The sequence below is a fragment of the Candidatus Poriferisodalis sp. genome, assembly GCF_965208485.1.
Lineage (GTDB): Bacteria > Actinomycetota > Acidimicrobiia > Acidimicrobiales > Poriferisodalaceae > Poriferisodalis.
Genome location: NZ_OZ242344.1, coordinates 3228528 through 3240414, shown reverse-complemented (window position 1 = coordinate 3240414; position 11887 = coordinate 3228528). Strand labels below are relative to the sequence as shown.

Genomic DNA, 11887 nt, shown 5'->3' with positions numbered 1-11887 from the left:
GCCATCCGCTGTTGTGAGATGCGCCCACGGACCGCTGGACCCTAGGCCTCAAGGTCGGGAACCACCTCGAGCACGGCTGCGTCGGCTTCCGCCGCGGCAAGCATCTCAGCCTCGAGCCGGGCGCGCTCGGCGGGGTCGAAGCGCTCGAAGGTGATCTTGTCGGCCTCTATTTCCTCGAAAGCAATCGACAGCGGCTTGCGGGCCACTGAGGCCACCTGCGGAGGCACGACCGAGCCGATGCCGCCGTCCAGCTGGTTGTAGTACGAGTTGATCTGCCTGGACCGCATGGCCGCAAGGCTCACCAGAGTGAACTTGGAATCGACCTTGCCCAACAGGTCCTCGAGTCCCGGGGTGATCATGGTGTCGGTTGACTCTGTCATCACAGTTTGCAGGATACCGAGAGAACAGTCCGGCGAGATGGCGCTGGGATGCTGAGTTCGACTGGGCTAGTTGGCCTGGCGGTGGCGCTGGGCGCGTGTTCGGTCCACGAACGCGGCGATCTCGGCGACGGTGCTCGAGATGTCCCGGTTCACCACGATGAGGTCGGCCATGCGGTACCCCACCGGCAGTTCCTCGTCGGCCTTGGCAAGCCGGCGGGCGACTTCCGCGTCGGGATCGCCCCGGCGGCGCATGCGGCGCTCTTGCTCGTCTCGACTCGGGGGCAGCACCAGGATCACCAGGGCGGACGGGTCGCGATTGCGAACCGATACTGCTCCCTGGACATCGATCTCCAGTACGAGGTCTCGATCCAGATCGGGCGGCGGCATCGGCGTGCCGTAGCGATACTCGAAGAAGTCCGCCCACTCCAGGAAGTCCCCTGATGCGATCCGGGCATCGAACTCCTCGGACGTGACGAACGTGTAGGCATCTGCCGACTCGCCGACCCGGCGGGGCCGCGTCGTCCACGATCTGCTCAGCAGCAGGCCCTGGTCGCGGGCCACTAGCTCGGCCACGATCGTGCCCTTGCCCGCCCCTCCTGGCCCGCACACGACGTACAGCGTGACGCCCCAAGGCGCGCTGTCACCCAGTGCGCGCCCATGCGCGCTGCCACCCGCAGCGCCGCCGGGCGCTGGGCTGGTCATGCGACGGCAGTCACGCGCCGGAGGCGGAATCCTGTGCGAAGTGCTCGCTCAGACGGCGTCGTTGCATCTCGCCGAGACCACGCAGCCGCCGGTTCTCGGCGATGCCAATCTCGGACATGAGTCTGCGGGCCTTCACCTTGCCGAGACCTGGCATCGACTCCAAGGCGACAAGCGCCTTCAGCTTCCCGACGCTCGGGACGCTGTCGGCTTCAGCCAGCAGTTCGTCGAAGCTGAGCAAACTCATCTTCAACCGATGCTTGACGTTTGCGCGGACCTCACGGGCTTCCTTCGCCTTGGCCAGCGCCTCGGCACGCTGCTCGTCACTGAGTTCAGGCAACGGACTCATTGCCGTGAAGTGTAGCCAGGCCTCCGCTGCGGTCTAGGGACACTGCGCTCAAGAGGCACCAGCGACGCCGCCAGACCGCCTCAGTCTCGGGCCAGCTCGGCGGCAACCTCATCGAGAATCGCGCTGACCGCTGCAGCAGGGTCCGCAGCGGCGGTCACCGCTCGGCCGATGACCAATACGTCGGCACCTGCAGCCAACGCCGACGCCGGCGTCGCAACACGGCGCTGATCTCCCTGCTGCGCACCGGCAGGCCGTATGCCCGGGACGACGCAGAGCATCCCGGGGACGGTGTTCGTCACCACACCCAGGTCGGCTGCGGCACACACGACGCCACCGCAGCCTGCGCCCTCGGCCAGCCGCGCACGGCCCATCAGCACCTCGGGCGGCGCCTCAGCGTCGGAGGTGAGCACGGTGACGCCGAGCGCCAGCGGCTCGACCGACACCACGGCGGCGCCAGGTGCGGCAGACGCAGCGGCCGCTCGCTCTGCAGCGCCGTCGCGCAGTCCCCGAACCCCGGCGGCCAGCATGTCGTGGCCGCCTTGGGTATGCAAGGTGAGCAGCCACGCGCCCAGCTCGCCTACATGCCTCGCAGCCAGCTCCACCGTGTTGGGTATGTCGTGCAGCTTGATGTCCAGGAACACCCGGCTGCCGGTCTCGACGATGTCACGCACGAGGTCGGGTCCTTCGGCCGTGAACAGCGCAGGACCCACCTTCATGACACCGAAATGGGACCCGAAGCGCTCCACGAGGGACATGGCGGCAGCGCGGTCCGGCACGTCCAGCGCGAGGGCGAGACGGTCCCGCGCCGGGACGCTCCCGAGCACCGGTGCTGTTGCGGCTCGAGTTGCTGTTGCGGTTGCTGTCGGCGAGTTCAACTGAACTCCGTTTCTTCTGTGGGTCTTCTGTGTTCTTCTGTGGTTCTTCTGTGGTTCTTCTGTGGGTATTCGTCAGCGATCTTCAGCCCCGGAGCGGGACGTGGCGCCCGGTTGATGGGCGCGCCCCGTCAACTCAGATGCAGCACCGATGCCGTGACGCTCGCACCAGCGTTCCAACTCGTCGAGCACCTTGCAGGATGCCCTGGGGTCGTAGAACGACGCAGTGCCGATCTGGATTGCGCACGCGCCGGCGGCCATGAGCTCGACGACATGAGAGCCCTTGGCGACACCGCCGACGCCCACGATCGGCACCTCGCCGAGCGCCGCCCGGACATCGAAGACGGCTCTCACGGCCACCGGGCGGATGGCCGGACCCGACAGGCCGCCCCCGCCGATGCCGAGCGCGGGCCGGGCCGTGACAGGATCGATGGTCATCCCGAAGATCGTGTTGATGAGTGTCAGCGCTTCCGCGCCGGCCCCCAGCGCTGCGTCGGCGACCTCAACGAGGTCGGTCACGTTGGGGGTGAGCTTCGCCCACACGGGCACACCCGCTGCCGCGGCAGCGCTGACCGCCTCGGCGGTGGCGGACGGGCTGCACGCGAACATCTGGCCTCGCCCCTCGAGGTTGGGACAGCTCACATTCACCTCGAGCGCGGTCAGCCCGGCACCCGCGAGCGACTCGGCGGCAGCGGCGTAGTCGGCCACGGTGCGGCCCCAGATGCTGGCCACCACCCGCGCGCCCGTGCGAGCCAGCCGGGGCAGCTCCCGCTCGCGCCACGCCCCGGCACCGGGATTCTGCAGTCCGACAGCGTTGAGCATCCCCGCCGGCGCACTCGCCATCCGCGGCGCAGGGTTGCCCTCCCAGGCGAACGGCGAGAGCGACTTGGTGACCACTGCTCCCAACGAGGTCAGATCGACATAGGCATCCAGCTCGGCGCCGTAGCCGGCGGTTCCGGAGGCCGTCATCACGGGGTTGGGCAGTTCCACGCTGCCGATCCGCACCGCCATGTCGACGCTCCCGACGCGGGCATGCCCCCACGGCAGGCGAGCCGATGCGCGCGATGACGCACTTCCCCGCTTCCGCACCCGTGGTGCACGGCGCTTGGCGGCTGCGCTCATGAGCTGCGGGCGCCGCAGCTTCGCCATGCGGCTCAGGCCCCTAGTCGCGTTCGCGTCGCGTCGACAGCATCGAGTTCAGCGTGAAATTCCTGCAGCGGCCGCACGGCGAGGTCACTGGCGAGCCACTCGCGCAGGCCAGTGGCGGCCGCCCTGGCCGCGGCCACCGTCGTCAGGCAGGGGATGTGATGGGTGCGCGCCGCCGCCCGGATGTGACGACCGTCGATCTGGGCGCCCCGGCCGCGAGGCGTATTGACCACCAGGTGGATGCGCCCCGCCGCAATGAGGCGGACAGCGTCCTCGCCGGGCGAGTTCTCGCGGCCGTCGGCCGACAGCTTCGCCACCTCGATCGCGACTTCGACACCGCGCACACGCAGGTAGCCCGCCGTGCCAGCTGTCGCAGCGATGTCGAAGCCGAGCTCGGCGAGCACGCGGGCGGCCTCCAGTCCCGCCGGCTTGTCGCGGTCAGCCAACGTCAGCAGCACAGTCCCACCGGAGGGCAGGGCGTCGCCTGCGGCGATCTGGCTCTTCGCGAAAGCCAACCCGAAGGATGCATCGATGCCCATGACCTCGCCGGTGGAGCGCATCTCGGGGCCGAGCACGGTGTCGACTGAAGGGAAACGGCCGAAGGGCAGCACGGCTTCCTTCACAGCGACATGGCGCTGCGCATGGTCGCTGCCGCCGACACCGTTTGCCGAGCCGGCAGCGGACAGCTGACCGTTGCGTGACCACCGGGGCAGCATTCCGGCGGCGACCAACTCGTCGAGCGTCTCGCCGGTCATCACCCGGGACGCCGCTTTGGCGAGCGACACGCCAGTGGCCTTCGCGACGAACGGCACGGTGCGCGAGGCACGCGGATTGGCCTCGATCACGAACACCTCGCCCGCCTTGACGGCGAACTGCACGTTCAGCAGCCCGACCACGCCGAGTGCGTCGGCCAGGCGCCGGGTGTAGTCCGCAATCGTCTGCTGGGTCTCGCTGCTGAGACTCGGCGGCGGGATGGCACAGGCACTGTCGCCCGAGTGCACCCCGGCCTGCTCGACGTGCTCCATGATCCCGCCGAGCATCCACGCACCGGTGCGGTCACGCAGCGAGTCCACGTCCACTTCGATGGCATCTTCGAGGAAGCGGTCCACGAGCACGGGCCGTTCAGCCGACAGACCGCCCTCGCGCCCCAAAGTCGAGAACTGGGCCAACTCGGCCATGGTCTCGGTCAGCTCGTCGTGGCCATAGACCACCGTCATGGCCCGGCCGCCGAGCACGTAACTGGGGCGCACGAGCGCGGGGAAGCCGATCTCGTCGCAGATAGCGGCCGCCTCAGTCGGCCCGGCGGCGGTGCCGCCCGGCGGCTGCGGGATGGCCAGCTGCGTACACAGCGCGTTCCAGCGCTCGCGGTCCTCGGCAAGGTCGATGGAATCCGCCGGAGTGCCGCACACCAACCCAGAGGGCAGCTCAGCCGCCAGCTTCAGCGGCGTCTGCCCGCCCAGGCTCACGATGACGCCTACGGGATCTTCCGCATCGATGATGTCGAGAACGTCTTCGGCGGTCAGCGGCTCGAAGTACAGCCGGTCGGAAGTGTCGTAGTCGGTGGAGACCGTCTCGGGATTGCAGTTGACCATCACGGTCTCGTAGCCGGCGTCACGCAGGGCGAAGCTGGCGTGCACGCAGCAGTAGTCGAACTCGATGCCTTGGCCGATGCGGTTGGGACCCGAGCCCAGGATCATCATGCGTGGGCGGGTGCCGGGGCGGATCTCGTCCTCATCCTCGTAGGTGGAGTAGTGATACGGCGTGCGGGCATCGAACTCGGCGGCACACGTGTCAACGGTCTTGAACGTCGGCCGCACGCCGGCGCCGAGGCGGGCAGCGCGCACCTCTGCCTCGCTGGTCCCCCACAGCCACGCCAGCTGGGCGTCGGCGAAGCCCAGCTGCTTGGCGCGCTTCCACGCACGGCGGTCCAAGCCGGCCGGGCCGTCGAAGGCCTCGAGCGCCGCTCGCTCGTCGATGACGGCCAGCATCTGGTCGACGAACCAGGGATCGATGCCGGTGTCGGCGCTGATCTCGTCGGGGTTGGCGCCTCGCCGCAGCAGTTCGCCGATCTCGAAGATGCGCTCGGGCGTCGGCGTGCGGATCGCCTCTGCCAACTCGGCGGTGGCGCGCTCGGCGTACTGTGTCTCGCCTGGGTCGGCGCTCAGCCCGAACCGGCCCTGCTCGAGACTGCGCAGCGCCTTCTGCAGGCTCTCGGGGAACGTCCTGCCGATGGCCATCACCTCGCCGACGGACTGCATCTGCGGGCCGAGCACTGGCGCCGCTCCGGGGAGCTTCTCGAACGCCCAGCGAGGGATCTTGGTGACCACGTAGTCGATGGTCGGCTCGAAGCTCGCAGGTGTCTCGCCGGTGATGTCGTTGGTGATCTCGTCGAGCGTGTAGCCCACCGCGAGGCGTGCCGCGATCTTGGCGATCGGGAAGCCCGTGGCTTTCGACGCGAGCGCCGAGCTGCGGCTGACGCGGGGATTCATCTCGATGATGATCTGGGTGCCGTCTTCGGGATTGACGGCGAACTGCACGTTCGAGCCCCCGGTCTCGACGCCGATGCGCCGCATGCAGGCGAACGCAGCGTCGCGCATCTGCTGGTACTCCACATCGGACAGCGTCTGGGTGGGTGCAACGGTGATCGAGTCGCCGGTGTGCACCCCCATGGCGTCGAAGTTCTCGATCGCGCAGATCACCACGCAGTTGTCGGCATGGTCGCGCATCACCTCGAGCTCGAACTCCTTCCAGCCCTGCACCGACTGCTCGATGAGGATCTCGCTGATCGGGCTGGCGTCGAGTCCCTTGACGGCGGCGGCTTCGAATTCGTCAGCAGTGTCGGCGAAGCCGGTCCCCTCGCCGCCCAGGATGTAGGCCGGTCGGATGATGACCGGCAGGCCGATCTCACAGATGGCCTCGCGGGCCTCCTCGATGGTATGGGCAATGGCCGAGCGGGCGCATCTGAGGCCGATCTCGGTCATTGCCTGGCGGAACCGGTCGCGGTCCTCCGCGGTCGCGATGGCCTCCTCTGCAGCGCCGATCATCTCCACCCCGTAGCGGTCGAGCGCGCCGTTGTGGCTCAACTCGGTGGCCAGGTTGAGCGCGGTCTGCCCGCCGAGCGTGGGCAGCAGGGCGTCGGGGCGCTCGCGGGCGATGATCGCCTCGAGCACCGCCGCGTCGAGCGGCTCGACGTAGGTGGCGTCGGCGAATTCCGGATCGGTCATGATCGTGGCTGGGTTCGAGTTGGCCAGGATCACCCGGTAGCCCTCGTCGCGCAGTACCCGGCAGGCTTGGGTGCCCGAGTAGTCGAACTCGCATGCTTGGCCGATGACGATGGGCCCTGAGCCGATGATCAGGATCGATTCGATATCGGTGCGACGTGGCATCAGCGAGTCCCCCCCTCGCCATTGCGATGGCTGCCAGTGCCTCTGCCGCCTGCGCCGTTGCGAGGACCTCCCCAGAACTGCGACATGAGGTCGGCGAAGCGGTCGAAGAGGTAACGGGAGTCGTGCGGTCCCGGGCTGGCCTCGGGGTGGTACTGCACGGCAAACGCGGGCAGGTCGCGGCAGGCGAAACCTTCCAGCGAGCCGTCATTGAGGCAGACGTGGGTCTCGTCCACGCCGGGCACCGAGCCGGACTCGATGGCGAAGTTGTGGTTCTGGCTGGTGATCTCGATGCGGCCGGTGGCCTCGTCACGCACCGGCACGTTGCCGCCGTGGTGCCCGAAGGGCAGCTTGTACGAGCGGCCGCCGAGCGCGAGGCCGAGCACCTGCTGTCCGAGGCAGATGCCGAAGATCGGCACCTCGCCCAGCAGGTCGCCGAGCGCTGCGGTGACGCCGCCGGCCATCTCGGGGTCGCCGGGACCATTCGAGAGGAACACTCCGTCGGGCTCGCGGGCCAGCACATCGGACGCAGAGGTGTGCGCCGGGACGACCTCGACGGTGGCGATTTGCCCGAGATTCTCGACGATGGCGCGCTTGATGCCCAGGTCGTAGGCCACGACACGCCAGGGACCGTCGCCGACCGCGTACGGCTCGGCGGTGGTGACCTCGCTGACGAGGTCGACGCCCGCGGTGCCGGGCTCGGCCTGGGCTGCGGCACTGAGGCGACCGAGGGAGTCATCATCGGGCGTTGGACCGAATGCGCCACCCATGGCGCCGCAGTCGCGGACGTGGCGCGTCAGCCGGCGTGTGTCGACGCCGGCGATGCCGGCGATGCCGTGGCGGGCGAGGAAGGCGTCGAGGTCGCTCTCGGAGCGCCAGTTGGAGCGGCGGCGGGCGAGGTCGCGGATGACGACGCCGCGGCAGAACGGCCGGCGTGCTTCGGCGTCGATCGGCGTGGTGCCGTAGTTGCCGATGTGAGGATAGGTGAACGCGATGATCTGGCCCGCATAGGACGGGTCGGTGATGACTTCTTGGTAGCCGGTCATCACAGTGTTGAACACCACCTCGCCCGACGCGATGCCGCCCCGTGGGTCCGGGGACGCGCCGATCATCTCGCCTTCGAAGGCGGTGCAGTCGGCGAGCACGAGCGCGCCCCCGACGGGCGCGACGGGGCTGTGTGCGGCTGGGGTCACTGGGCGGCTCCTCGGCGTGGCGCCTGCACCAAGCGCTTCCATCGGCGGTGGACGCGATTGGCATCCCGGTCGCGAGCGAGGTCGTCGGGATGGGACGGGTAGCCGGAACGAACGGCCCTGGTCCCGCCGACGATGGTCTCGGTCACCCGGGCATTCAAGCGGCGGCCGCGGTGAGGTGACACACGCGCGAAGGTCTTGTCCCGGGTGCGGGGCGTCCATGGCCGGGCGAGGTCGACGACGACAAGGTTGGCCGGCTGTCCGGGCTGGATCGGACCGCCGCCTAGGTGTGTGACGCCCGCCAGCTCGGCGGGCCGCCACGACAGTGCGTCCAAGGCCGCTTCCAGCTCGATGTCGGGATGGCTCAGCACGATCGCTGCGGAGGTCTCCAGCGATGCGAAGCCGGGCGGCGCTTCGTCGAAGGGCACGTCCTTGCAGTGAGGGGGCATCGGCGTGTGTGCGCTGACGACTGCATCGATAGTGCGGTCGTTGATGCCCGCAATCAGCGCAGCCCGGTCGGCTGCAGTGCGGTGGGGCGGATCGGCACGCATCAGAGTGTCGAAGCCCGCGGCGTCAGCGTCGATGAACAGCAGATGCTCAGCGGTGACCGACGCCGAGACGTCGAGACCCTCCGCCTTGGCGGCTCGCACCAGTTCAACGGTGGCTGCAGCGCTGATGCGGTCGAGATGCAGGCTGCCGCCGGTGCAGCGAGCAGCGCTGACGGCCACTGCGGCTGCCGCGTGCTCGGCCTCGGCCGGCTCGCCGGCGACACCCATGCGGGCCGACACGGCGCCTTCGTGCATCGACGCGGCGATGCCGAGCGCTGAACCCGACGGACGCACCGCCACCGTCGCTTCGAGCGGGGCGGTGTACTGCAGCGCCCGGCACAGCAATGCCCAGTTCGGCTGCGGACCCGTGTCGGTGAACCACGCGACGCCGGCGGAGGCCAGTTCGGCCAGAGGCGCCAGCCGGGCGCCGGCGCGTTCAGCGGTGATCGCCGCTGTGGGAACGATATGGCAGTGCGGTGCTGACGCAACGATGCGGCGCAGTTCGGCGAGCTGGCCCAGCCGGTCCAGCGGCGGATCGGTGTCGGGCTGGGCGAGCAGTGCCGTGACGCCGCCCAGCGCCGCCGACGCCGCAGTGGCCTGCATGACACCGACGTCGACAGCCAGCGGCTCGGCGACACGAGCGCATAGGTCGACGAAACCCGACGCGACCACACATCCGGTGGCGTCGATTTCGTCGACGTGGGTGAGCACAGCATCGTCGGCGGCAGTGAGCGCCGCGAATGCCGCCGACTCGTCCTCGCTGAGCCCGCCAGGAGGGCCACGCAAGGCGCTGCCCGGTGGCGCCACGCCCACGATGTGTCCGTCGATGATCGAGACATCGGCACGCCGGCGCCGACCGCGTTCGATGATCTCGCCGCCGGTGACGACCAGCATCGGCCGCTGCGCCGACTCATCCGGCGACGCCGCGAGATCAGGCACAGTGACCTCAGTCACGTTCGTCGGCTCCGAGCGCGGTTCCCGATCCGACGAGTCGGAACAGCGCCGCCATGCGAACGGCCACTCCGTGGGTGACCTGGCGGGTGACGAGCAGGCGGCCGTCGGCAGCAAGGTCCTCGGCGGTGTCGCCTGCGATCTCGATGCCGCGGTTCATGGGTCCGGGGTGAGTGACCACCGCACGCCGTCGGAGACGATGCGCCCGCTCGAAAGTGAGGCCGTAGCGGGCGACGTACTCGGGTATCGAGCCGATCAGGCCGTCGATCATGCGCTCCCGCTGGCAGCGCAGCAGACCCACCACATCGAGCTCGTCGAGCACGTCGTCGAAGTGGTGAGTGATCTCGACTCGCTTGGCGTCGTCGGGCGGCAGCCAGCCGTCGATCCATTCCCGGGGCTGCACCGGCAGCAGCGTGGGCGGGGCGACCAGCACGATGCTGGCGCCCAGCGCGGTGTACGCCTCTATGTCACTGCGGGCAACGCGGCTGTGGACGATGTCGCCGACGATGGCGACACGACGGCCTGCCAGCGTCGGCACATCGGGCGCGACCGTGCCCGGCAGCCCGTCGGGCATCGGGCAGAAGTGGCGCCAGAGGGTGTAGGCGTCCTGCAAGCCTTGGGTGGGATGGGCGTGCCAGCCGTCACCCCCGTTCAGCACGCTGACCCCGTCGCCCACCCAGCGTGCAACCTGGGCGGGAACGCCCGAGCTGCGATGACGCACCACCATCGCGTCGACGCCCATCGCGTCGATGGTTTCGACTGTGTCGCGCAGCGACTCGCCCTTGGCGAGCGACGAGGACGACGCCGAGAACGTCAGCACATCGGCCGACAGCCGTTTCGCCGCGGTCTCGAAGGCGAGCCGGGTGCGGGTGGATTCCTCGAAGAACAGCGTGGCCACGGTGCGCCCGCGCAGGGCGGGCACCTTGGGGATCGGCCGCTGGCCGACCTCCACGAAGCGGTCGGTGAGCGAAAGCAGCTCAGTGATTCCCTCGGTGCCCAGTTCGCCCAGCGTCAGCAGGTGTCCGCTCATTTGCGCATCTCCCCCAACAAGACGCCCTCGAGCGTGACGTCGACCATCTCCTCGCGGCTAGTGGGCAGGTTCTTGCCGACGAAGTCGGGGCGGATAGGCAGCTCGCGGTGGCCGCGGTCGATCACCACGGCGAGCTGCACGGCACGCGGGCGGCCGAAGTCGTTGAGAGCGTCGAGTGCGGCGCGGATGGTGCGGCCGGTGTACAGCACGTCGTCCACCAGCACGACGGTCATGCCGTCGAGGTCGAAGGGGATGTCGGTGACGGCTTCGGCCATGACCGGGCGCAGACCGATGTCGTCGCGGTGCATGACCACGTCCAGCGTGCCGAAGGGCACATCGGTGCCGTCGATCTCGAACAGCAGCCGCACGATGCGCAGCGCGATCTGCACGCCGCCGGTCTGCAGGCCCACCACGACGACCTCGTCGAGACCCTGGTTGCGCTCGATGATCTCGTGGCCGATGCGGGTGAGCGCCCGGTGGACCCCGCTGGAATCGAGAATGGCGGTCCGGGCAACGAAAACGCCCCCGTACGGGGGCGTCATGCGTCGCTCGCGGTCTGCCACGCGCAGGTCCTTCCTGTCCGTACGAGCCTCACTGGACCCGCTTCACGGTCAGAACCGCACCCTAGCGCGGAACCCTCACCGGGCGGCGCGCATTCTCGCGGTCGGCGAGATGCTCAGAGCGTCAGCGGATAGGTGGCAGGTGGGGTTGCCATCGGTCGCGGTGGTCGATGAGTTTGATGGTGATGATCAGTGTGATGGCGAGGGCGAACTGGGCGAGGCGGTGTTCGGGTTTGCGGTCGGTGTTGCGGCGTAGCTGGCCGTAGTTGGACAGCCACGAGTTGGTGCGCTCCACGGTCCAGCGCAGCCCCAGCGGCGCGGGGGCAGGCTCGGCGGGGCCGCTGCTGGGTTTGCGTTTGTGGGGCCGCACGATGTCGGTGACGCCGGCTTTGCGGGCGGCCCGGTCGACGCGGGCGCCGATGTAGCCGCGGTCGAGATGGACGGTGTCGATGTCGTGATGCAGTCCTCGGCGTTCGATCTCGGCGATGGTCGGCTCGAACAGCATGATGTCGTTGCGGTTCGCGCCTGCTGCGGCCCACTCGTCGCGGCGCGACCGCAGCGTCGTGTCGGACACCTCGCCGTCCAGCAAACACTCGACGGACTCCCATGAGCAGCCCGTCACCAGCCTGATGATGATCCCCCGCAGGCACAGCCGATCGCACACACGAGGCCGATGACAGCCCAACGGGCGACCCTCAGAGCCTCGCGGCAACAACGGCCCCACCGCCGCCCAGATGACATCCACCACCGTCTTGCTCAAAGCGCGCATGATGAACAAG

At 69.1% G+C, this 11887-nt stretch carries 11 protein-coding genes; all 11 read right to left on the bottom strand.

Annotated features, from left to right (window positions below; all coding sequences use genetic code 11):
* Positions 1–41 precede the first annotated feature (41 nt).
* Positions 42–380, bottom strand: a complete 339-nt coding sequence (gene rpoZ / locus ACOGXQ_RS15080) for a DNA-directed RNA polymerase subunit omega (RefSeq protein WP_419947412.1) — start codon at positions 378–380, stop codon at positions 42–44.
* Between the two features lie 66 nt (positions 381–446).
* Positions 447–1082, bottom strand: coding sequence for a guanylate kinase (locus ACOGXQ_RS15075; protein ID WP_419944439.1), 636 nt, complete (start codon positions 1080–1082; stop codon positions 447–449).
* Between the two features lie 10 nt (positions 1083–1092).
* Positions 1093–1428 (bottom strand): integration host factor, actinobacterial type, encoded by a 336-nt coding sequence (gene mihF, locus ACOGXQ_RS15070; RefSeq protein WP_419944438.1) that lies wholly within the window; start codon positions 1426–1428, stop codon positions 1093–1095.
* A gap of 80 nt (positions 1429–1508) precedes the next feature.
* Positions 1509–2183, bottom strand: coding sequence for an orotidine-5'-phosphate decarboxylase (pyrF, locus tag ACOGXQ_RS15065; RefSeq protein ID WP_419947411.1), 675 nt, complete (start codon positions 2181–2183; stop codon positions 1509–1511).
* 192 nt (positions 2184–2375) lie between these two features.
* Positions 2376–3449, bottom strand: coding sequence for a dihydroorotate dehydrogenase (locus tag ACOGXQ_RS15060; protein WP_419944437.1), 1074 nt, complete (start codon positions 3447–3449; stop codon positions 2376–2378).
* A 5-nt stretch (positions 3450–3454) separates the two neighbouring features.
* Positions 3455–6832 carry a carbamoyl-phosphate synthase large subunit gene (gene carB / locus ACOGXQ_RS15055; RefSeq protein WP_419944436.1) on the bottom strand — a complete coding sequence of 1126 codons (3378 nt, stop codon included), beginning with the start codon at positions 6830–6832 and terminating at the stop codon, positions 3455–3457.
* Positions 6832–8022, bottom strand: a complete 1191-nt coding sequence (gene carA / locus ACOGXQ_RS15050) for a glutamine-hydrolyzing carbamoyl-phosphate synthase small subunit (protein WP_419944435.1) — start codon at positions 8020–8022, stop codon at positions 6832–6834. The genes carB and carA overlap by 1 nt, the downstream gene beginning before the upstream one ends.
* Positions 8019–9521, bottom strand: a complete 1503-nt coding sequence (locus ACOGXQ_RS15045; RefSeq protein ID WP_419944434.1) for a dihydroorotase — start codon at positions 9519–9521, stop codon at positions 8019–8021. The genes carA and ACOGXQ_RS15045 overlap by 4 nt, the downstream gene beginning before the upstream one ends.
* The gene (locus ACOGXQ_RS15040) at positions 9514–10548 is read right to left on the bottom strand and encodes an aspartate carbamoyltransferase catalytic subunit (protein ID WP_419944433.1); all 1035 of its coding nucleotides are present in this window, start codon (positions 10546–10548) and stop codon (positions 9514–9516) included. Before ACOGXQ_RS15040 ends, ACOGXQ_RS15045 begins: the two co-directional genes overlap by 8 nt.
* Positions 10545–11090 (bottom strand): bifunctional pyr operon transcriptional regulator/uracil phosphoribosyltransferase PyrR, encoded by a 546-nt coding sequence (pyrR, locus tag ACOGXQ_RS15035; RefSeq protein WP_419947410.1) that lies wholly within the window; start codon positions 11088–11090, stop codon positions 10545–10547. The genes ACOGXQ_RS15040 and pyrR overlap by 4 nt, the downstream gene beginning before the upstream one ends.
* A 142-nt stretch (positions 11091–11232) precedes the next feature.
* Positions 11233–11868 carry a transposase gene (locus tag ACOGXQ_RS15030; RefSeq protein WP_419944432.1) on the bottom strand — a complete coding sequence of 212 codons (636 nt, stop codon included), beginning with the start codon at positions 11866–11868 and terminating at the stop codon, positions 11233–11235.
* Positions 11869–11887: the final 19 nt, after the last annotated feature.

Coding starts and splice junctions, on each gene's coding strand:
- carB (WP_419944436.1), bottom strand. CDS start 6,832: ATGCCACGTCGCACCGATATCGAATCGATCCTGATCATCGGCTCAGGG.
- pyrR (WP_419947410.1), bottom strand. CDS start 11,090: ATGACGCCCCCGTACGGGGGCGTTTTCGTTGCCCGGACCGCCATTCTC.
- ACOGXQ_RS15060 (WP_419944437.1), bottom strand. CDS start 3,449: ATGGCGAAGCTGCGGCGCCCGCAGCTCATGAGCGCAGCCGCCAAGCGC.
- mihF (WP_419944438.1), bottom strand. CDS start 1,428: ATGAGTCCGTTGCCTGAACTCAGTGACGAGCAGCGTGCCGAGGCGCTG.
- pyrF (WP_419947411.1), bottom strand. CDS start 2,183: ATGTCCCTCGTGGAGCGCTTCGGGTCCCATTTCGGTGTCATGAAGGTG.
- ACOGXQ_RS15075 (WP_419944439.1), bottom strand. CDS start 1,082: ATGACCAGCCCAGCGCCCGGCGGCGCTGCGGGTGGCAGCGCGCATGGG.
- rpoZ (WP_419947412.1), bottom strand. CDS start 380: ATGACAGAGTCAACCGACACCATGATCACCCCGGGACTCGAGGACCTG.
- ACOGXQ_RS15040 (WP_419944433.1), bottom strand. CDS start 10,548: ATGAGCGGACACCTGCTGACGCTGGGCGAACTGGGCACCGAGGGAATC.